The sequence below is a fragment of the Streptomyces sp. CB01881 genome, from assembly GCF_002953255.1.
Taxonomy (GTDB): Bacteria; Actinomycetota; Actinomycetes; order Streptomycetales; family Streptomycetaceae; genus Kitasatospora.
In genome coordinates this window covers 1611655-1631925 of record NZ_CP026498.1, presented here as the reverse complement: position 1 = coordinate 1631925, position 20271 = coordinate 1611655, and the positions used below count along the sequence as shown (strand labels likewise).

Here is a 20271-nt window from a genome sequence, read left to right as displayed (position 1 = left end):
TAACGGAGTGGGAAGTCGGCCGGCCCGACTTCCCACTCCGCGTTTTCGGGCCCGGTGCTCCCGGGCGGGGCGCGGCCCCGCAGCGGGCCTGCCGGGGGCGGGTCGCGCCCGGCAGGCCCGCGCCGGAGGCCTGGCTCAGAGGCCTGCGCTCAGAGGCCCGCGCCCGGGGGCCTAGAAGAGGCCGAGGGCGTCGGGGGAGTAGCTCACCAGCAGGTTCTTGGTCTGCTGGTAGTGCTCCAGCACCGCCTTGTGGGTCTCCCGGCCGATGCCGGAGTTCTTGTAGCCGCCGAAGGCCGCGTGCGCGGGGTAGGCGTGGTAGCAGTTGGTCCAGACCCGGCCGGCCTGGATGGCCCGTCCGGCCCGGTACGCGGTGTTGCCGTCCCGGGACCACACGCCCGCGCCGAGGCCGTACAGGGTGTCGTTGGCGAGGGCGATGCCGTCGTCGAAGTCCTCGAAGCGGGTGACCGCGAGGACCGGGCCGAAGATCTCCTCCTGGAAGATCCGCATGCCGTTGACGCCCTCGAAGACGGTGGGCGTCACGTAGTAGCCGCCCGCGAGCGACCCGCCGAGGTCGGCGCGTTCGCCGCCGGCCAGCACCTTGGCGCCCTCGGCCTGGCCGATCTCGATGTAGGAGAGGATCTTCTTCAGCTGGTCGTCGCTGGCCTGGGCGCCGACCTGGGTCTCGGTGTCCAGCGGGTTGCCCTGGCGCATCGACCGCACCCGCTCCAGGCCGTCGGCCAGCAGCCGGTCGTAGACCGTGGACTGGATCAGCGCCCGGCTCGGGCAGGTGCAGACCTCGCCCTGGTTGAGGGCGAACATCGCGAAGCCCTCCAGTGCCTTGCCGTAGAAGGCGTCCTGTTCGGCCGCGACGTCGGCGAAGAACAGGTTGGGGCTCTTGCCGCCGAGCTCCAGCGAGACCGGTATCAGGTTGCCGCTGGCGTACTGGGAGATCAGGCGGCCGGTGGTGGTCTCGCCGGTGAAGGCGATCTTGCGGATCCGGCTGCTGGAGGCCAGCGGGCGCCCGGCCTCCAGGCCGAAGCCGTTGACCACGTTGAGCACGCCGGGCGGCAGCAGGTCGGCGATCAGCTCGACCAGCACCAGGATCGACGCCGGGGTCTGCTCGGCGGGCTTGAGCACCACCGCGTTGCCGCCCGCCAGGGCCGGGGCGAGCTTCCAGACCGCCATCAGGATGGGGAAGTTCCACGGGATGATCTGGCCGACCACGCCCAGCGGCTCGTGGAAGTGGTACGCCACGGTGTCCTCGTCCAGCTGGGAGAGGCCGCCCTCCTGGGCGCGCAGCGCGCCGGCGAAGTAGCGCAGGTGGTCGACGGCGAGCGGCAGGTCGGCGGCCAGCGTCTCGCGCACCGGTTTGCCGTTCTCCCAGCTCTCCGCGACGGCCAGCGCCTCCAGGTTCGCCTCCATCCGGTCGGCGATCCGCAGCAGCACCTGGGCGCGCTCGGCGGGCGCGGTGCGGCCCCAGGCCGGGGCGGCGGCGTGGGCGGCGTCGAGCGCGGCCTCGATGTCCTCGGCGGTGCCGCGGGCGACCTCGGTGAAGACCTCGCCGGTGACCGGGCTGGGGTTCTCGAAGTACTCGCCGCGGACCGGCGGCGTCCACCGCCCGCCGATCCAGTGCTCGTACCGGGGGCGGTAGTTGACGATGGATCCGGGGGTGCCGGGGGGCTGGTAGACCGTCATGCTCCGGGGGCCTCCTCGCGTGGTCGGGGGGCACCGCCGCGGCGCGCGGGGGCCGGGCGGTGCGCCGGACCGCGGACCGGTGGCCCGGCGGTCCGGCGGAGGGTGCGGACGCGCACATGGGCCGGGCGCCGCCGGGGCGCCCGCCGTCTGGCACCCTAGCCGCGGACGGCGGGCGCGGCTACGGTCCGTACAGCCGACTTCCACGGAGGGTGCTTATTCGGCCGTTTTCCGTCACGCCGACGCGGGCCGGCCCGGGCCCGGGCGGGCGTGCGTCCGGGGTCACGCGGAGCCGGGCGGGCTCAGGCGGCGAGGTAACGGCCGGTGTGGGACTCCCAGTTGAGGTACCCGGCGAGCCAGGTGACCAGGCCGTCGGCGTAGCGCTGGGCGACGGTGCGCTCCACCCGGGACAGGCCCAGCTCGCGGTGGACGTCGGGGAGGCGGTCGTACAGCTCGCGGCAGCGCTCGACCATCAGCTGGGCCTCGTCCATCACCACGGCGCAGGCCTCCTCGGCCGAGCAGCGGCGCTCCCGCTGCACGATCATCACCAGGTTGTTGACGTCGCCGCGGGGCGCCTCCAGCGGGAACGACCGGACGTCGTTGCTGAGCGAGGGGATGTCGGCGGCGAGCTGGCGGATCTGGCGGAGCACCGGGTGGTGGAGTACGGCGGCGGGCACCTCGAAGTGGCCGAGGCACTCCACCATGTCGAAGATGGTCTCCATCGCGGCGGTGCCGCGGCGCAGGGCCAGGTAGCCGTCGCGGTCCGGTGGCCGCCCGGAGATCCGGCCGGCGGCCTCGGCGGGGTGGCTGGCCAGGTACCACTCCCAGTTGTACGCGGCGCGTGCCTGCCAACGCGCGGGCATCCCGCGTACGCTGCGTTCCCAGAGGTCCGCGAAGGCGGTCTCGACGGCGGAGGAGGGGTCGGGCCCGGCGCCGTGCAGGACGGAGATGAGCCGCTCGCAGATCGGGGCCACCTCGGCGGGGCGGCGGCCGAGGGGTCCGTCGAACTGGTCGTCGAAGAGGAAGTAGAAGCCCATCAGGTCGGCGGCCAGGGCGAGTTCGTCCGGCCCGGCATCGGGGTAGCCGAGAGCGGCGAGGGCGACGACGTCCCAGTGCGCGTAGGAGGGGTGCGAGGGGTCCGGGAGCAGCGGGTGGCGGGTCAGCCAGTCGCGGTGCAGTTCGGCGGCGTGCGGACCGTGCGGGCTTCGGCGGTGCGGGAACGGAATCTGAAGTGAGGTGTCGTCAGACATCGGACTCCCGGTGCGGCGGAGGGTGGGGGTACTGGTGGTGCCTGTGCTGGTCGTGGGGGAGGGGGGATTGGAGCGGCTGAACGCGGTGCGCAGTTCGGCATGGCAAGATCAACTCGGCTCGGGGGCCGTAGAGTATCCGATGCAATGATCGGACGTTAGGGATATAGGGCAATTGCCCTTGGCAAGCTGTCCGAACCCTCAATCTCCGTTCCAGCCTGGGCGAATGCCCGACAGCGTGCCCCCCACGGCGCTAACCTCGGCTCCACGAGCAGGGTACGGCGAGGCGGAGGCGCGACGGTGACCGAGCAGGGACACGAATTTCGGGCGGGGGCGGGTGCCGACGGGCGGGAGCCGGAGACCGTTCCGCACCGGGTCAGGCTGCGCGACCGTGACGCCGAACTCCGCTCGGCCGAGGCCGCGGTGGAGAAGCTCTGCCGCGATTTCGCCGCCGGCGGCACCGAGATCGGCGAGCTGCTCACCTTCTCAGGCCGGCCCGGCATCGGCAAGACCAGCCTGCTGCACGAGGTCCGCAGGATCGCCAAGCTCCGCGAGGGCACCACCGTCCTGTTCGCCCGCGGCGGCGAGCGCCAGTCCAACGAGCCGTACCACGTCCTGCGCCAGCTGCTCCAGCCCGTCCTCGGCGGCCTCGACCCCGCCGAGTTCCGGCAGGTCATGGGCACCTGGGAGGAGGTCGTCGGTCCGGCCATGGGGCTCAAGCAGCCGAAGGCCGGGGCCCGCCGCCTCGACCCGCAGGGCGTGCGCGACGGCCTCGACTACGTCCTGACCCAGCTCGCCCCGCGCCGGGCGCCGCTGGTGATGATCGTCGACGACCTGCACTGGTCCGACCTCGAATCGCTCGCCTGGCTCGCCTCCTTCGCCCTCCGCGCGAGCGAACTGCCCGTCCTGCTGGTCTTCGCCTACCGGGACGACATCGCGGACTGGCAGCCCGAGGCCCAGGAGCACCAGGCCGCCGTCACCTCCCTCGCCACCCGCCGGCACGAACTCGGCCGGCTCACCCTGGTCTCGGTCACCGACATGGTCCGCGCCGAACTCGGCGACAAGGCCGAGGACGCCTTCTGCTACGAGTTCTGGAACGTCGTCAACGGGAACCCGTTCGAGGCCGTCGCCCTGCTGGACCAGGTGCGCGACCAGGAGCTCGACCCGGTCGAGGAGAACTCCCAGCAGCTGCGCGAACTCGCCGTGGACGCCACCGGGACGACCCTCACCGGCTGGCTGGAGCGGCTCGGCGCCAGCACCCTGCGGTTCGCCTGGGCCTGCGCCATGCTCGGCACCGACATCCGGCCGGACCTCGCCGCCCGGATCTCCACCCAGTCCCTGGAGGGCTCCCGCGAGTCCATCAAGCAGCTGCGCAAGCAGCGCGTCCTCACCCAGACGCCCAACGGGAACCTGGAGTTCGTCCACCCGCTGATCGGCAGCTCGATCTACAACACCATGAAGGAGTCCACCAAGACCGGCATGCACGGGGTGGCCGCCGCCGAGATCGAGAACGCCGGGCTCGGACTGCTCGCCGCCTCCCGTCACCTGGTCGAGACCTTCCCCGGCGAGGGCGACGACCGCACCGTCCGCAAGCTGCGCAAGGCCGCCCAGGAACACCTGCTGATCGGCGCGCCCGAGGCGGCCCAGCGCTGCCTGCACCGCGCCCTCGCCGAGCCGCCGGACGACGACATCCGCGCCGAGGTGCTGTACGAGCTGGGCTGTTCCGCGCTGCTCACCGACCCGATGGCCACCGTCAACCAGCTGAAGCTCGCCCTCGACCCCGACGAGGGGCCGCTGCGCCCCTCGCTCCGGGTCGACGCCACCTTCCGGCTCTCCGAGGTCCTCGCGCACAGCGGCCAGCTCGGCGAGGCCGCGCGGGTCTGCCAGGACGAGGCCGAGAAGACGGACGACGACTCCGCGGGCCGGCTCCGGCTGGAGGCCGCCGCGTTCATGTGGCACGCCTACCGCAAGTCCGAGGAGGACGGTCCGGCCCGCTCCGAGCGGCTGGGCGCGCTCTGCCGCAGCCTCACCGGCCGCGAGGCCGCCGACCGGGCCGTCCTCGCACTGCGCGCCTGGGACCTCACCCTGCGCGGCGAGCCCTCCGCCGAGGTGCTGCGCCACGCGGACCAGGTCCTCGACCAGGGCCGGCTGCCCAAGGGCCTCGGCTGGACGGACAGCACCTGGGGCTTCGAACTGCCCGCCACGCTCGGTCTCTCGTACACCTACAGCGACCGCATCGCGCAGGCCGAGCGGCTCTTCGGCGACGCATCGTCCAGTTCGAGATCGCGGGCTGGAGCGGTGCCCACCGCGGCTTCGCGTACTTCCTGATGGGCCTGGCCCGGTTCCGCCGTGGCCTGCTCGCCGAGGCCGAGGACTTCCTGCGCCGGGCCCTGCGGCTCTCCGAGCGGATCGGCCCCAAGCTGCCGCTCGCCTGGGACGCGGTCGGCGTCCTGGTGGACACCCTGATCGCCCGCGGCCGCACCAACGAGGCCTGGGACCTCGCGATCGGGTTCGGCTTCAGCCCGCCGTACCACTCCACCGCGATGGTGCTGCCCGACGCGGCCTCCCTCTACGGCAAGCTGCTGCTCGCCAAGGGCCGCAACGCCGGGGCCGCCGCCGCCCTCACCGAGGCCGGCGCCCAGCTGGACGCCCGCGGCTGGCACAACACCGTCTGGGCGCCCTGGGCCGGCCACCTCGCGGTCGCGCTCGCCGAGGACGAGCCCGAGCGGGCCCGCGCGTACGCGGAGCGGTCCGTCCGGGACGCCCGCCGGTTCGGTACCGCCTCGGCGATCGGCACCGCGTTGCGGCTGCACGCCGAGATCGCGGACGGCCAGCAGGCGGTCGAGCTGCTGGAGGAGGCCGTGCGCCACCTCGGCCAGTCGCCGGCCGGCTACGAGCACGCCGTCGCGCTGGTGGACCTCGGTGCGGCGCTGCGCCGGGTCGGCCGGCTGGAGGACGCGCAGGAGTACCTCTACCAGGGCATCGAACTGGCCCAGCACTGCGCCGCCGACGGCCTGGTCGACCGGGCCCGCCGCGAGCTGGCCAACTACGGCCTGCGGCCCAACCGTCTCGGCGACGTCCGGGAGATGCTGAGCCAGCCCGAGTGGGACGTCGCCCGGCTCGCCGTGCGGGGCGTGCCGCCGCAGCGGATCGCCGACGAGCTGGGCGTGCACCTCAGCCTGGTGAACCGGCGGCTGGCCGCCGTCTACCGCAAGGCGGGCAGCGGCCCGGACGGGCTCGCCTCGGCGCTCGGCCTGCCGCCCGAGCAGCGCGACGGCACCGAGGACGGGCGCGAGGGCGCGGCCGGCCGGGACGGCGGTACGGCGGAAGCCTGACGGCGGGCGGAGGTACGACGGCGGGCGGAAGCCTGACGGCGGCGCGCGGGGCGGCAGGAGCGCCCCCGCCGACGCCCCGCTGACTAGGCTTGCCCACGGGGCGGCTGGCCCCGGACGGACCCGGTACCAGGGGGCCGCGGCGCACCGCGGCCGCCAGTGAGGAGCAGGTCATGGCGACGCCCCCGGCGAACGGGTCGCAGGCGACCAGTGTGCGGCGCGAACCGCTCGAACCCGCGGGCGCGGGCGCCGCGATCGAGCGCTGGACGCTGCGGGCCGGCCCGTACGAGGCGACCGTGCTCACCCTCGGCGCCACCCTGCACTCCCTGACCGCCCCCGACCGCACCGGCCACCCCGCCCAGGTGCTGCTCTCCAGCGACCGGCTCGCCGAGATCCTCGGCCCGGCCCGGCACTACGGCACGGTGGTCGGCCGGTACGCCAACCGCATCGACGGCAGCAAGGTCACCATCGACGGCGAGGAGCACCCGCTCGCCCCGACCGGGGGCGGCGTCACCCTGCACGGCGGTCCGGACGGCTTCGCGCACCGGATGTGGGAGTCCGAGCCGCTGCCCGACGGCGTCCGGCTGCACCTGCACAGCCCGGACGGCGACCAGGGCTTCCCCGGCGCGCTCGACGTCACCGTCGACTACACGCTGAGCGCCGCCGGCGAGCTGGTGATCGGCTACCGCGCGACCACCAGCAGGCCGACCGTCCTCAACCTCACCAACCACGCGTACTTCAACCTCGCGGGCGAGGGCAGCGGCGACGTCCTCGGTCACCTGCTCACCCTGGACGCCGACGAGTACACCCCCGCCGACCACCGGCAGATCCCGTACGGGCGGACGGAGCCGGTGGCCGGCACGCCGTTCGACTTCACCTCCCCCCGGCCGATCGGCAAGTCGGTGCAGGACGAGCACCCGCAGCTGACCGGTCCCGGCGGCTACGACCACAACTGGGTGCTCCGCCCGCGCCCGGCCGACGGCACCCCGGCCCGGGCGGCGCTGCTGGAGGACCCTGCCAGCGGCCGCACCCTGGAGGTGCTGACCACCGAGCCGGGCGTGCAGGTCTACACCGCCAACAAGTTCCAGGGCGCCGTGACCGGTGCGAGCGGCGTGCCGTACGGGCCGTTCGCCGGGATCGCGCTGGAGACGCAGCACTTCCCGGACTCCCCGCACCACCCCGCCTTCCCCAGCACCGAGCTGCGGCCGGGGGAGGAGTTCCGCTCGACCACGGTGCTGCGGCTGGGCGTCAGCTGAGCCCCGCGCCGATCTCCCTGCGCATGCAGAGCCGCGGCCAACGGTCGAGGCCGTGCCCGGCCTCGCGGCGGCGGATCTCCCGCAGGCCCGGGGTGATCTCGGCGTCGGCGAGCGGCCGGAAGCCGAAGCGGGCGTAGTAGGGGGCGTTCCACGGGACGTCGGCGAAGGTGGTGAGGGTCAGGGCGGGCGCGTCGGTGGTGGCCGCCAGGTGCTCGATCAGCGCCCGGCCGATGCCGCGGCGCGCGTGGCCGGGGTGGACGGAGACCTGCTCGATGTGGAGGGCGCCGTCCACCGGCTCGGCCAGCAGGTAGCCGACGGGGGTGCCGCGTTCGCCCTCTTCGCCCCCGGCACGCCCGTCGTCCGCGTCGCCCCCGGCACGTCCGCCGCCCTCGTCGGAGAGGGCGACCAGGGCGGTGCCCCCGTCCAGGTAGTGGGCCAGCTCCTCGACGGTGGGCGGCTCGTCCTCGGCGATCTCCGGCATCCCGATGGCGGTGAACGGTGCCCCGGCGGCCCGTTCCAGCTCGCGCAGCAGTGGCAGGTCTTCCCTGGTGGCGGCTCTGATTCGCATGGGACCAGTCTGCTGCAAGGCCTTTCGGCAACCCAGCGTATTAATGAGCGGGGTCCCTATCGATACGAAACGGACAAACCGCCACGCCTTGGCCGTCTGTCGACTACCGTGCGGCCACGTCCAGGACACGCGGGCGTAACGATCCCCATTTCTTGCAGAAACTTGCTGCAAGGACTTTCCGTGGCGATTGCGCCGCTGTTAACTTCCTTCCGAGCCCGACGGCAGCAACGGTGCGGTCGGCACGAGGCAGCCATTATGCGCCTGCCTCCCAACATCTCGGGCACCCCCACCCCTCCCAAGGAGTTCTCATGCGGCGTGGCATCGCGGCCTCTGCCCTCGTTGTGGCCCTCGCGGTCTCGATGGCTGCCTGTGGCAGCAGCGGCTCCAGCTCGGACGGCAAGGCCGACGGGCCGGTCACCCTCACGTACTGGGACACGTCGAACGCCACCAACGAGGCCCCGAACTACCAGGCCCTCGTCAAGAAGTTCGAAGAGGCCAACCCGAACGTCAAGGTCGACTTCGTCAACGTGCCGTTCGACCAGGCGCAGAACAAGCTCCAGACCGCCATGGGGGCCAAGGGCGCTCCGGACGTGTTCCGCTCCGAGGTCGGCTGGACCGCCGCCTTCGCCAAGGCCGGCTACCTGGAGCCGCTGGACGGCACCGCGGCCGCCGCCGACGCCGGCGCCTTCCAGCCCAGCCTCGTCCAGCAGGCCAAGTACGAGGGCAAGCTGTACGGAGTCCCGCTGGTCACCGACACCCTCGGCCTGCTCTACAACAAGGAGCTCTTCACCAAGGCCGGCATCACCGCCGCCCCCAAGAGCTGGGACGAGCTGAAGACCGCTGCCGCCGCCGTCAAGGAGAAGGCCGGCGTGGACGGCTTCTGGCTGAAGGCCGCCGACGGCTACTACGCGATGCCGTTCCTGTTCGGCGAGGGCACCGACACCGTCGACGCCGCCGGCAAGAAGATCACCATCGGCTCGCCCGAGGCCGTCAAGGGCATCGAGACCTACAAGACGATGTTCACCGCGCCGGGCACCGCCAAGGCCGACGTCACCAGCGACGCCTACGCGCACATGATGGACGCCTTCAACAGCGGCAAGGTCGCGGCGATCATCCAGGGCCCCTGGGAGATCACCAACATCTACAAGGGCACCGCGTTCGCCGACAAGACCAACCTCGGCATCGCCCCCGTCCCGGCCGGCTCCGCCGGCAAGGCCGGCGCCCCCACCGGCGGCCACAACATCTCCGTCTACGCCGGCTCGGACAAGGCCCACAAGGCCGCCGCCGAGAAGTTCGCCGCCTACATGACCTCCGCGGAGAGCCAGGCGTTCATCGCGCAGAAGAACTCCACCCTGCCGACCCGCGCCGACGCCTTCACCCCCGAGGTCAAGGCCGACCCCGGCATCGCCGGCTTCCAGAGCGTGCTCACCAGCGCCCGTCCCCGCCCCGAACTGGCCGAGTACAGCTCGCTGTTCGCCTCGCTGGGCACCAACCTCGGCAAGGTGGTCCAGGGCACCGGCACCCAGGACGGCCTGAACACCGTCGCCACCGACTACGCCAAGCTCCTCCCGGGCTTCGCCAAGTAGTCACCCGAGCCGCCCGGCCCGCCACCCCCGGCGGGCCGGGCGGCCAGACCCGTAGCAGCAGTCGCCGTAGCGAGGCGGCGGACCTCCCCGAGAAGGTGTCGAACATGTCAGTCGCCGTGCAGGGCGCCACCGGCCAGGGCAGCCGGGAGCGCGATCCGCGTCCGGGCCTGATGGAGCGCCTCAAGCGCTCGTACGCCAAGCACTGGTACGCCTACGCGATGATCGCGCCGGTCGTGATCGTGCTGGGCGTACTGGTGCTCTACCCGCTCGCCGAGGGCCTCTGGCTCACCCTCACCGACGCCAACAGCCTCAACGCCGCCCGCAAGATCGGCGTCAACGAGATCCCGGCCAGCTACAAGTTCGTCGGCTTCGACAACTACGCGGACATCCTCTGGGGCCCGGGCTCGTACGACCGCTTCTGGTCGCACTTCGTCTGGACCATCGCCTGGACCGCGATCTGCGTCTGCCTGCACTACACCGTCGGCCTCGGCCTCGCCCTGCTGCTCAACCAGAAGCTGCGCGGCCGCGCCGTCTACCGGATGCTGCTCATCCTGCCCTGGGCCGTGCCGACCTTCGTCACCGTCTTCTCCTGGCGGCTGATGCTCGCCGACGGCGGCGCCGTCAACGGCCTGCTCTCCGCCCTGCACCTGCCCGAACCCGGCTGGCTGGACGACCCGTTGGCGCAGAAGGCGGCCGCCGTCCTGGTCAACACCTGGGTCGGCGTGCCGTTCATGATGATCTCGCTGCTCGGCGGCCTCCAGTCGATCCCGGCCGAGCTGTACGAGGCGGCCGAGATGGACGGCGCCACCCCGTGGCAGCGGTTCCGCCACGTCACCCTGCCGGGGCTGCGCACCGTCTCCTCGACCGTGGTGCTGCTCGGCGTGATCTGGACGTTCAACCAGTTCGCCGTCATCTTCCTGCTGTTCGGCGGCAACGGCGCGCCCGACGCCCAGCTGCTGGTCACCTGGGCCTACCGGCTCGGCTTCGGCCAGCAGCCCCGGGACTACGCGCAGTCCGCCGCGTACGGCGTGATCCTGCTCTCCATCCTGATCGTCTTCACCGCCTTCTACCGGCGCTGGCTGGCCCGCAACGAGCAGGCCAACGGCTGACGCCCCGTCCCCCCAGCGACCACGAAGGCAGGTACCCCGATGAGCACCACCACCGACCGACCCACCACCGCCGCCGCGCGTCCCGCGCCGCCGGCCGGCCGTCCGCCCAAGGTCCGCCCGCGCGGACAGGCGAGCCCGGCCGCCCGCGCGCTGTCCCACGGCGCGCTGATCCTGGCCAGCCTGATCGCGCTCTTCCCGGTGGTCTGGATCCTCTACGTCTCGCTCGGCCCGGACAAGACGGACTACCTCCACCCGGGCGCCATCCTCGACAAGATGACGCTGTCGAACTACCACACGGTGCTGTTCGACACCGACTTCTTCACCTGGTTCGGCAACGCGTTCCTGGTCTCCGGCGTCACCACCGTCTTCGGCGTGCTGATCGCCGCCACCACGGGCTACGCCGTCTCCCGGATGCGCTTTCCCGGCCACAAGCCGCTGATGTGGTCGCTGCTGGTCACCCAGATGTTCCCGATCGCGGTGCTGATCGTGCCGATGTACACGATCCTCTCCGAGCTCGACCTGCTGGACAGCTACCTCGGCCTGATCCTGGTCTACTCGACCACCACGGTGCCGTACTGCGCCTGGCTGCTGAAGGGCTACTTCGACACCATCCCGGTGGAGATCGACGAGGCCGGCCGGGTCGACGGACTCTCCCCGTTCGGCACCTTCTGGCGGCTGGTGCTGCCGCTCGCCAGGCCGGGCCTGGCCGTGGCCGCGTTCTACTCCTTCCTGACCGCATGGGCCGAGGTGGCCTTCGCCTCCACCTTCATGCTCAGCTCCGACAAGTACACCCTGGCGGTCGGCCTGCAGACCTTCGTCAGCGAGCACGACGCCCAGTGGAACCTGATGGCGGCGACCGCCGTACTGATCGCGATCCCGTCCTCGGTCCTCTTCTACCTGGTGCAGCGTCACCTGGTCACCGGCCTGACCGCCGGCGCCTCCAAGTCCTGACCTGCCGCTCTCTAGTCCCAAGGGATACCGTCCATGACCCAGAACCTGGCCGACACCTCCCGGCCCGCCGCCGACGCCACCGCTCACGAGGCCGGCACCGGCGCGTCCAGAGGCTGGTGGCGGGACGCGGTCATCTACCAGGTGTACCCGCGCAGCTTCGCCGACTCCAACGGGGACGGCATGGGCGACCTGCCCGGCATCCGCAGCCGCCTGCCCTACCTGCGCGACCTCGGCGTGGACGCCGTCTGGCTCTCGCCGTTCTACGCCTCGCCGCAGGCCGACGCCGGCTACGACGTGGCGGACTACCGCGCGGTGGACCCGATGTTCGGCACCCTGCTGGACGCCGACGGGCTGATCCGCGACGCCCACGCGCTGGGCCTGCGGATCATCGTGGACCTCGTCCCCAACCACTCCTCCGACCAGCACGAGTGGTTCCAGCGTGCCCTGCGCGAGGGCCCTGCGTCCCCTCTGCGCGACCGCTACCACTTCCGGCCCGGCAAGGGTGAGAACGGCGAACTGCCGCCCAACGACTGGGAGTCCATCTTCGGCGGCCCGGCCTGGACCCGCACGGCGAACCCGGACGGGACCCTGGGCGACTGGTACCTGCACCTGTTCGCCCCGGAGCAGCCCGACTTCAACTGGGAGAACCCGGCCGTCGCCGACGAGTTCCGCTCGATCCTGCGGTTCTGGCTCGACATGGGCGTCGACGGCTTCCGGATCGACGTCGCCCACGGCCTGGTGAAGGCCCCCGGCCTGCCCGACCTCGGCGGCGGCGACCAGCTCAAGCTGCTCGGCAACGACGTCATGCCGTTCTTCGACCAGGACGGCGTGCACGAGATCTACCGCAGCTGGCGGCGGATCCTGGACGAGTACCCGGGCCAGCGGATCGGCGTCGCCGAGGCGTGGACCCCCACCGTCCAGCGCACCGCCAACTACGTGCGCCCCGACGAGCTGCACCAGGCCTTCAACTTCCAGTACCTGGGCACCTCCTGGGACGCCGCCGAGCTGCGCGGGGTGATCGACCTCTCGCTCGACTCGATGCGCCCCGTCGACGCCCCCACCACCTGGGTGCTGTCCAACCACGACGTCACCCGGCACGCCACCCGGTTCGCCAACGAGCCCGGCCTCGGCACCCAGATCCGCACCCCCGGCGACCGCGCGCTCGGCCTGCGCCGCGCCCGCGCCGCCACCCTGCTGATGCTCGCGCTGCCCGGCTCCGCGTACGTCTACCAGGGCGAGGAGCTCGGCCTGCCGGACGTCACCGACCTGCCCGACGAGGTCCGCCAGGACCCGTCCTTCTTCCGCCAGGCCGGCCAGGACGGCTACCGCGACGGCTGCCGCGTCCCGATCCCGTGGTCCGGCACCGAGGCCCCGTACGGCTTCGGCCCGGTCGCCGGCGGCCCGAGCTGGCTGCCGCAGCCCGCCGAGTGGGCGCAGCTCAGCGTCGAGGCGCAGACCGGCGACCCGACGTCCACCCTGGAGCTGTACCGCAGTGCGCTGGCCGTCCGCCGCGCGCAGGCCGACCTCGGCGCCGGCACCGGCGTGGAGTGGCTGGACAGCCCCGAGGGCACCCTGGTGTTCCGCCGCGGCTCCTTCGTCTGCACCGTGAACACCACCGCGGAACCGGTCCGGATACCGGCGCCCGGCCGCCTGCTGCTCTCCTCCGCGGACGCCGTGGTGGACGGCGGCGAGACGGTACTCGCTCCGGACAGCACCGACTGGTGGGCGGTCTGACGTGGTTGCAATAGGCTCTGGGACCGTGACTACGGCGCGACTCTCAGACATCGCGGCACAGGCGGGGGTCAGCGAAGCCACCGTCTCCCGCGTACTCAACGGCAAGGCGAACGTCTCCGCCGCCACCAGGCAGACCGTGCTGGCGGCACTGGACGTGCTCGGCTACGAGCGGCCGACCCGGCTGCGCCAGCGCAGCGCGGGCCTGATCGGGCTGATCACCCCCGAGCTGAGCAACCCGATCTTCCCCGCGCTCGCGCAGGTGATCGAGCAGGTGCTGAGCCGGCACGGCTTCACGCCGGTGCTCTGCACCCAGACGCCCGGCGGCTCCACCGAGGACGAACTGGTGGAGATGCTGGTCGACCGGGGCGTGGCGGGCATCGTCTTCGTCTCCGGCCTGCACGCCGACACCACCGCCGACCACGACCGGTACGCCCGGCTGACCGGCCGGCAGGTGCCGTTCGTCCTGATCAACGGCTTCAGCGAGAAGATCGACGCGCCGTTCATCTCGCCGGACGACCGGGCCGCGATGTGGATGGCCGTCCAGCACCTGGCCGAGCTCGGCCACGAGCGGATCGGCCTGGCCGTCGGGCAGCGCCGGTACGTGCCGGTGCTGCGGAAGATCGAGGGCTTCACCGCGGCCATGCGCGAGGTGCTCGGCCGGACCGCCGAGGAGGCCCAGGACCTCGTCCACCACACGCTGTTCAGCGTGGAGGGCGGGCACGCGGCGGCCGGCGCGCTGCTCGACAAGGGCTGCACCGCGATCGTCTGCGGCAGCGACATGATGGCGCTCGGTGCGATCCGGGCGGTGCGCCAGCGCGGGCTCTCGGTACCGCAGGACGTCTCGGTGGTCGGCTTCGACGACTCGCCGCTCATAGCGTTCACCGAGCCCCCGCTGACCACCATCCGCCAGCCGGTCGAGGCGATGGCCACCGCGGCCGTAGACGCCCTGCTGGAGGAGGTCGGCGGGAACGCCGCCCAGCGCGGGGAGTTCATGTTCCAGCCGGAGCTGGTGATGCGCGGTTCCACGGGCGCAGGCGCCCGCTGAGCGACCACGACCGGGGCCCGGAGAGCGATCCGCTCTCCGGGCCCCGGTCGTGCGTCCGTCAGCCCTCCTGGGCCGTCGGGCGTTCGTGGCCCGACCCCCGGCCGTCGACGGCGTCGCCGGTCCGGCTCCCGGTGCGCCGGCCCCGGGCCAGGTAGTCGCGCAGGACCAGCTCCACGGCGTCCTGCGGGCTCCGGGTACCGGCGAGCATCATCACGTCGATGGCGAGATTGGCGTCGAGGGTGACGGTGACCTGGGCCATGGTGACTCCTTCTCGGGTGCGGAGCAGCAGCATGCCCGCTGCGCCCCGATTCCACCACGGCCTCCACCGGCCCCGCACCCGCTGTCGTGGGCGGGCAGGCCGCAGCCCCCGGGAAGAGCGACCAGACTCTTCCCGGGGGCTGCGGCGTACCTGCGCGGGCCCGGGAGCCGCGCGCGGGGATCAGACCCGGCCGGCGAAGTCCGGGGCCCAGTTGGCGATGGTCTCGGTCCGCACGCCCGCGCTCGGGTTGGCGGCCTCGACGTACGAGCCGTCGCCGACGTAGATCGCGACGTGGTAGACGCCGGAGTCCTGGCCGTTGTTGGACCAGAACAGCAGGTCGCCCGGCTTGAGCGCGTCCAGCGAGACGTGGGTGGAGGCGGCGGCCTGGTCGGCGGCGACGCGCGGGATGGAGACGCCCGCGGCGCGCAGCGCGGCCTGGGTCAGGCCGGAGCAGTCCCAGCCGCCGTTGCCGGTGCCGCCGTAGACGTACGCCTGGCCGACCTTCGACTCGGCGAAGGCGACCGCGGCGGCCATGCTGCCGGTGGCGGCCTGGGCGGGCGCCTGGGCCTGGGTCTGGGCGGCGGGCTTGGCGGCCGGGGCCTGGGTCTGGGCGGCGGGCTTGGCGGTGGCGGCCTGGCCGGAGTTGCCGGAGGTCCGGTCGAACCAGTCGAAGCCCTTGCCGGACTCGTCCGAGGCCTGGGCGCGGTCACCGAGGGTCAGGTGCTGACCGGGGTAGATGACGTGCGGGCCGTTGGTCAGGGTGGAGCGGTTGAGCTCGTACAGCCGCTCCCAGCCGCCCTGGATGTTGTTCTTGTCGGCGATCGAGGTGAGCCAGTCGCCGGCCACGACGGTGTAGTCGTTGGAGGCGGCCTTGTCCTGCCACTTCTTCGACCAGTTCTGGCCGGCCTGCGGCTTGGCGGAGTCGGTGGAGGCCGGGGCCTGGTCGGCCTTCGGCGCGGCCGGCTTGGCGGCGGGGGCCTGCGCGGCGGGCGCGGCGGCCGGGGCCGGGGTCTGCGCGGCGGGCTTGGCGGCCGTGGTGGTGTTGACGGCGGCGGGGGTGCCGCCCTGGGTCAGGCCGGCCTGGACGGAGCAGACGGGCCAGGCGCCGGGGCCCTGGACGGCGAGCACCTTCTCGGCGATCGCGATCTGCTGGTCCTTGGTGGCGAGGTCGGCGCGGGCCGCGTACGCGGTGCCGCCGAACTCCGCCCAGGTGCTGTTGGTGAACTGGAGGCCGCCGTAGAAGCCGTTGCCGGTGTTGATGCTCCAGTTGCCGCTGCTCTCGCACTGCGCGACCTTGTCCCAGGTGGCGACGGAGGCGGCGGAGGCGGTGCCGGAGGTCAGGCAGGGGACGGTGAGGCCGATGCCGACGACGCCGAGGGTGGCGATCGCGCGGCGGGTGCGGCTGGACAGGCGGGTGCCGTTGGTGGGCAGCATGAAGACGCGGTCCTCTCCCACGCCTGCGAGGTGAGCTGTCGGATTCGGGCTGGAGTTGCCCGGCCGCGCTGTGGACGCGGCTTCACCCCTAGCCCTGAACCGGTACGAGGACCGGTCCGGGGCGACTTACCTGTGGTTCCCCCGCTCCTGCCGTGGTGCGTTCTGCGCTGCCAGCGCACCCGACGGCAGGACTCGGCGTTGCGGATGAGCTGGGTCCGTGTGGCCACGAACGGGGAGCACGTTAAGCAGACTTAAGTTCAAACCGCAAACATGTGTGATGCTCGTCACGGTTTGCGGAAAGCCCGGGGAAAGGCTGTCCACCATGATCGGAAATGACTGTTTTCGCGCAACGCCCGCCGCGGTCAATGCAACTGCCTATGCTTCAGAAGGTCGGGACCGACGCAGCCGTCTGGGGGGAGGGCTACGCAACGATGGCCATGGACGAGGAGCCGGACGCGGGCCGGCCGGCCGCCGGGCCCCGCGGAGCACATCGCCGGGCAAACCATCGCAGACCGGACATCCCGCCTGAATGTGCCCGAACTCCCTTAAGCCGCCGCACAATGCTGCGCTGGCTCGCGGTCGGCACGGTGTTCGCGGCGATCGGCGGCGAGGAGGCCCTGCGACGCTCGCCGACCGGTCCCACGGCGCCCGTCGCCGCCGGGAGCACCGCCACGAGCCTGGCCGGGACGGGAGGCGACGGGGCCATGGACCACGGCGACGCCGCACCGCCGCCCTCCGCCGGCGCCGCGGAGGGCGCCGCGCCCGGGCAGCCCGCCGCCGCGCCCGCCGTCGACCAGAACGGCCGTCCGTGGTCCGACCCGGCCGGCTGGGGCGGCAGGGTGCCCGGCCCGCAGAGCGCCGTCCGGATCACCGACAAGGTGCTGCTGGACACCGACGCCACCGTCGCCTCGCTGCTGGTCGAACCGGGCGGCGCCCTCACCTTCGCCGCCGGCCGCACCGTCACCCTCGCCTCGGCGGGCAACGTGGAGGTCCGCGGCACCCTCGCCCTCGCCCCCGACGACACCGCCGTGCACACCCTGCGCTTCCCGGCCGTCGACGAGAAGCGGTTCCGGGGCGACGGCATGAAGGTGGTCGACACCGACGTCGGACTCTGGGTCACCGGCGCCGGGTACCTGCGGCTGGACGGCGCCGCCAGGACCGCCTGGGTGCGCGCCGCCGGCGGGCTGCGGGCCGGCGACACCACCGTCACCCTGGCCGCCCCGCCCGCCGGTTGGCGGCCCGGCGACGAACTGGCCGTCACCCCGACCGGCCCGCCGGACGAGGACGGCTCCTCCACCCGCTACGACCTGGTCGTCGTCCGGTCCGTCGGCGGATCCGGCGTCACCCTGGAGGCGCCGCTGAAGTACGCGCACCCGCGGGTCTCGGCCGGAGGGGGCGTCACCGTCGGCGCCGAGGTGCTCAACCTGACCCGTGGCGTCCGGGTCGAGGGCAGCGCCGAGGGGCGTGCCCATGTCCACATCACCAGCTCCCGCCGGGCCGACGTCCGGCACGCCGCGCTGCGCTGGGTCGGCCCGCGCGCCGAGACCGGGGAGACCTGGAGGGGACCGGACGGGGCCGTCCCGGTCACCGCCCCCGTCCTCGGCCGGTACGGGCTCCACTTCCACCTGCTCGGCGACGCCACCCGGGGCACCGTGGTCGAGGGCGTGGTGGTCCGCGACGCCGGCAACCACGCGTACGTCCCGCACGCCAGCCACGGCATCACCTTCCGCAGCTGCATCAGCCACGAGACCTGGGAGGACGCCTACTGGTGGGACGGCCCGCCGGACACCCGCACTCCGCAGCAGCCCTCCGACGACATCGTCTACGAGTCCTGCGTCGCCTCGCGCACGGTGCTGGAGCCCAACCCGCGGGCCTACCGGCTGACCGGCTTCAACCTGGGCGCCGGCACCGGTGGCAAGGCGCTGGACTGCGTGGCCGTCGGCGTCCAGGGCGCCGACGGGGCCTCCGGCTTCGAGTGGCCGGAGAACAGCGAGGGGTCTGGACCTTCCAGTGCTGCCTGGCCCACAACAACCTGCAGAACGGCGTCTTCGTCTGGCTGAACGCCCGGCAGCACCACGTGGTCACCGAGTTCGCGGCCTACCACAACGGCGGCTGGGGCATCGAGCACGGCGCCTACCTCAACGACTTCGACTACACCGCCTGCGTGCTCCACGGGAACGCCGCCGGGGGAGTGGCGCTGCACGCGCTCGGCAGGGAGAAGGGCAGCCTGTTCGACGGCCTGCTGATCGACGCCGCCGGGCAGAGCGACTTCGCCGTCTCCACCGCCCACCACGAACTCGCCGGGGAGTCCGTCACCTTCAGCCGCAGCCGGTTCACCGGCTACCGCCGCGCCGGGGTCGCCTTCCGGGCCACCCCGGACGGCAAGCCGGACGACGTCCTGGTGCTGGACTGCGAGTTCGGCGGCAACGAACTCTGGGTCGACCCGGAGTCCGGGCCGCCCAGGAACATCCTGCTGCGCCGGGCCGGGCAGTCCGAGGTGCTCCAGGTGCGCCGGGCGGACGGCGGCGCAACCGCGCAGCCGCAGTGGAACGCGAGCAGTACGCCGGTGGCCTCGTTCGCCGCGCAGTCCCGGCCGGTGCAGACGCCCGCCCTGGGCCTCAAGGACGCCGCCGCACCCACCGGCCGGGTGGGCGGCTAGAGGACGGGAGAGGACGGGAGAGGACGGCCGAAGGGGCCCGGAGTGCGCTCCGGGCCCCTTCGTGCGGTCTGTCCGCAGCGGGCTGCTACTGGGCGGCGTGCCGCCCGCCGCCCTCCTCGACCGCGGACTCCTCGGCGTGCGCCTCGGGGTCGGCGGCCGGAAGCACGGCCAGGTAGGTGGAGGCGATCAGCTGGCCCACCGTCGGGTACGCGCCCAGCGGGGCGGCGGACGGGCAGCCGGTCTCCTCGGCGGCCGTGGCGAGCAGCTCGGAGTCGGCCTCGGGACCGATCACCAGCGGGGCCAGCGCCGGGTTCTGGGCGCCCATCTCCTTGAGGTGGGCGACGGCGGCGGCCACCGAGCCCGGTACGTCGAGCGCGGCGGGGACGACCGGCACGGCCAGCCGGGCGGCCAGCAGCATGCCGGTGATCCCGGCAGCGTCGGCCGCCTCCTGGCCCCCGACGGTGGTGAGCACAACGCCGTCGGCGGCGGTGGCGATGGCGAACAGGCGGGCGCGGTCGGCGCGGGCCAGACCGGCCTCGGAGAGCCGGACGTGGACGGCCTCGGCCAGCAGCGGGTGCGGGCCCAGCACGTCGGTGACGTGGGCGCCGTACTCGGCGGCGAGTGCGTGCAGGTCGGCCAGGAAGCCGTGCGGGCCGGGGAGCAGCGGCACCACGACCGGCGCGGGCAGGCCCGCCTCGGCGGCGTGCGCCAGCAGCTCGGCGACGGTGCGCTCGTCACCGGCGGTGCCGGCGGACTCGCCCTCGACCGTGTCGCCCGGCAGGTAGCCGGCCGCCGTCTGCACGCCGTTCTGCTCGCTGCGCACGATGGACAGCAGTTCCTCGACCACGGAACGGGACTCGGGCCCGGCTGTCGCGGGCACCGCGAGCACCAGGGCCGGGGAACCGGCCGGGATCTCGGGGCGCTCGGGGCGGCGGTGGCGCCCCCGCGCACGGGAGCCTGGAGTGCGGACGGGCAGTGGCGCGCCCGGGATGGCTGCGGTGCTCATGGCGGAGATCGTAGGACATCTGGCCGCCCACCCTGCAGTCGGCTGCCGCATCGGGACGGGCGGGCCGCCCGAAAATCGGACATACTCTGCCAAACCCCCGCGCGCCCGGGACATCTTCTGTGACGCGCCTGGCGGACCCCCGCGTTGCACCCCCGTCGCGTGAGATGTCTCACAGGCGCGGTGGCGCCTGACGGAGGGTCACGGGAGTGCGACTCCCGGCATTCGAAGATCAACATTCAGCGGGGGGCCGCCTACGGGCGGTTATCGGCGGTCCGCCGATTCAGTCGGCTATGTCCGCTTACGTGCCGTCAGGTGGTGGGGTCGTGAAGAGTTGCAGTTTGGTGGCGAACGGCCCGTGCACCTGCACCGTCCCGTGCTGATGCACGTGCACTG

At 73.0% G+C, this 20271-nt stretch carries 16 protein-coding genes and 1 riboswitch; of the genes, 10 read left to right on the top strand and 6 right to left on the bottom strand.

All coding sequences use genetic code 11. From position 1 onward, the window contains the following. Positions 1–171: 171 nt before the first annotated feature. Positions 172–1695, bottom strand: coding sequence for an aldehyde dehydrogenase family protein (locus C2142_RS07115; protein ID WP_148641596.1), 1524 nt, complete (start codon positions 1693–1695; stop codon positions 172–174). A 299-nt stretch (positions 1696–1994) separates the two neighbouring features. Beyond that, complete coding sequence (locus tag C2142_RS07110) at positions 1995–2942, bottom strand: terpene cyclase (RefSeq protein WP_148641595.1); 948 nt, start codon at positions 2940–2942, stop codon at positions 1995–1997. 297 nt (positions 2943–3239) lie between these two features. On the opposite strand from C2142_RS07110, the gene C2142_RS41950 reads away from it, so the two are divergent. The 3 genes from C2142_RS41950 (at position 3240) to C2142_RS07100 (ending at position 7527) form a co-directional block, all read left to right on the top strand. Next, complete coding sequence (locus C2142_RS41950; RefSeq protein WP_346766365.1) at positions 3240–5267, top strand: AAA family ATPase; 2028 nt, start codon at positions 3240–3242, stop codon at positions 5265–5267. Further along, the gene (locus tag C2142_RS41945; protein ID WP_346766364.1) at positions 5267–6274 is read left to right on the top strand and encodes a hypothetical protein; all 1008 of its coding nucleotides are present in this window, start codon (positions 5267–5269) and stop codon (positions 6272–6274) included. Before C2142_RS41950 ends, C2142_RS41945 begins: the two co-directional genes overlap by 1 nt. Positions 6275–6444: 170 nt before the next feature. After that, positions 6445–7527 carry an aldose epimerase family protein gene (locus C2142_RS07100; protein ID WP_148641593.1) on the top strand — a complete coding sequence of 361 codons (1083 nt, stop codon included), beginning with the start codon at positions 6445–6447 and terminating at the stop codon, positions 7525–7527. Here the strand turns inward: C2142_RS07100 and C2142_RS07095 are convergent. Then, positions 7520–8095: a GNAT family N-acetyltransferase gene (locus C2142_RS07095; RefSeq protein ID WP_148641592.1), complete on the bottom strand. Its 576-nt coding sequence runs from the start codon at positions 8093–8095 to the stop codon at positions 7520–7522. The genes C2142_RS07100 and C2142_RS07095 overlap by 8 nt on opposite strands. A 308-nt stretch (positions 8096–8403) precedes the next feature. Here C2142_RS07095 and C2142_RS07090 point away from each other — a divergent pair, with 308 nt between their 5' ends. The 5 genes from C2142_RS07090 (at position 8404) to C2142_RS07070 (ending at position 14520) form a co-directional block, all read left to right on the top strand. Then, positions 8404–9681, top strand: coding sequence for an extracellular solute-binding protein (locus C2142_RS07090; RefSeq protein WP_148641591.1), 1278 nt, complete (start codon positions 8404–8406; stop codon positions 9679–9681). A gap of 104 nt (positions 9682–9785) precedes the next feature. Beyond that, positions 9786–10790 (top strand): sugar ABC transporter permease, encoded by a 1005-nt coding sequence (locus C2142_RS07085; protein WP_148641590.1) that lies wholly within the window; start codon positions 9786–9788, stop codon positions 10788–10790. Between the two features lie 39 nt (positions 10791–10829). Further along, on the top strand, positions 10830–11741 hold the full coding sequence (locus C2142_RS07080) for a carbohydrate ABC transporter permease (RefSeq protein WP_148641589.1): 912 nt from the start codon (positions 10830–10832) through the stop codon (positions 11739–11741). Between the two features lie 33 nt (positions 11742–11774). Continuing rightward, positions 11775–13475 (top strand): glycoside hydrolase family 13 protein, encoded by a 1701-nt coding sequence (locus C2142_RS07075; protein ID WP_148641588.1) that lies wholly within the window; start codon positions 11775–11777, stop codon positions 13473–13475. 25 nt (positions 13476–13500) lie between these two features. Then, the gene (locus C2142_RS07070; RefSeq protein WP_174315595.1) at positions 13501–14520 is read left to right on the top strand and encodes a LacI family DNA-binding transcriptional regulator; all 1020 of its coding nucleotides are present in this window, start codon (positions 13501–13503) and stop codon (positions 14518–14520) included. Between the two features lie 58 nt (positions 14521–14578). On the opposite strand, the gene C2142_RS07065 is transcribed toward C2142_RS07070, so the two are convergent. Then, positions 14579–14779 carry a hypothetical protein gene (locus C2142_RS07065; RefSeq protein WP_148641586.1) on the bottom strand — a complete coding sequence of 67 codons (201 nt, stop codon included), beginning with the start codon at positions 14777–14779 and terminating at the stop codon, positions 14579–14581. A 180-nt stretch (positions 14780–14959) separates the two neighbouring features. Beyond that, a complete protein-coding gene (locus tag C2142_RS41460) occupies positions 14960–16234 on the bottom strand; it encodes a transglycosylase family protein (protein WP_148641585.1) in 1275 nt (424 codons plus the stop codon). Continuing rightward, positions 16221–16421: riboswitch (cyclic di-AMP (ydaO/yuaA leader) on the bottom strand. Its footprint overlaps the gene before it by 14 nt. Positions 16422–16773: 352 nt before the next feature. Between C2142_RS41460 and C2142_RS07055 the strand changes: the two genes are divergently transcribed. Together C2142_RS07055 and C2142_RS07050 are read left to right on the top strand one after the other, a co-directional pair. Further along, on the top strand, positions 16774–18273 hold the full coding sequence (locus C2142_RS07055) for a hypothetical protein (protein ID WP_148641584.1): 1500 nt from the start codon (positions 16774–16776) through the stop codon (positions 18271–18273). Continuing rightward, positions 18189–18872, top strand: a complete 684-nt coding sequence (locus C2142_RS07050) for a hypothetical protein (protein ID WP_148641583.1) — start codon at positions 18189–18191, stop codon at positions 18870–18872. The genes C2142_RS07055 and C2142_RS07050 overlap by 85 nt, the downstream gene beginning before the upstream one ends. An 85-nt stretch (positions 18873–18957) precedes the next feature. Here C2142_RS07050 and C2142_RS07045 read toward each other — a convergent pair whose 3' ends face one another. Then, positions 18958–19878 (bottom strand): hypothetical protein, encoded by a 921-nt coding sequence (locus C2142_RS07045; RefSeq protein WP_241002427.1) that lies wholly within the window; start codon positions 19876–19878, stop codon positions 18958–18960. Positions 19879–20271 lie beyond the last annotated feature (393 nt).

Excerpts from the sequence above, each read along its gene's own strand:
- C2142_RS07115 (WP_148641596.1), bottom strand. The coding sequence starts at position 1,695 with ATGACGGTCTACCAGCCCCCCGGCACCCCCGGATCCATCGTCAACTAC.
- C2142_RS07110 (WP_148641595.1), bottom strand. The coding sequence starts at position 2,942 with ATGTCTGACGACACCTCACTTCAGATTCCGTTCCCGCACCGCCGAAGC.
- C2142_RS41945 (WP_346766364.1), top strand. The coding sequence starts at position 5,267 with ATGGGCCTGGCCCGGTTCCGCCGTGGCCTGCTCGCCGAGGCCGAGGAC.
- C2142_RS07100 (WP_148641593.1), top strand. The coding sequence starts at position 6,445 with ATGGCGACGCCCCCGGCGAACGGGTCGCAGGCGACCAGTGTGCGGCGC.
- C2142_RS07095 (WP_148641592.1), bottom strand. The coding sequence starts at position 8,095 with ATGCGAATCAGAGCCGCCACCAGGGAAGACCTGCCACTGCTGCGCGAG.
- C2142_RS07090 (WP_148641591.1), top strand. The coding sequence starts at position 8,404 with ATGCGGCGTGGCATCGCGGCCTCTGCCCTCGTTGTGGCCCTCGCGGTC.
- C2142_RS07085 (WP_148641590.1), top strand. The coding sequence starts at position 9,786 with ATGTCAGTCGCCGTGCAGGGCGCCACCGGCCAGGGCAGCCGGGAGCGC.
- C2142_RS07080 (WP_148641589.1), top strand. The coding sequence starts at position 10,830 with ATGAGCACCACCACCGACCGACCCACCACCGCCGCCGCGCGTCCCGCG.
- C2142_RS07075 (WP_148641588.1), top strand. The coding sequence starts at position 11,775 with ATGACCCAGAACCTGGCCGACACCTCCCGGCCCGCCGCCGACGCCACC.
- C2142_RS07065 (WP_148641586.1), bottom strand. The coding sequence starts at position 14,779 with ATGGCCCAGGTCACCGTCACCCTCGACGCCAATCTCGCCATCGACGTG.
- C2142_RS07055 (WP_148641584.1), top strand. The coding sequence starts at position 16,774 with ATGCTGCGCTGGCTCGCGGTCGGCACGGTGTTCGCGGCGATCGGCGGC.
- C2142_RS07045 (WP_241002427.1), bottom strand. The coding sequence starts at position 19,878 with ATGAGCACCGCAGCCATCCCGGGCGCGCCACTGCCCGTCCGCACTCCA.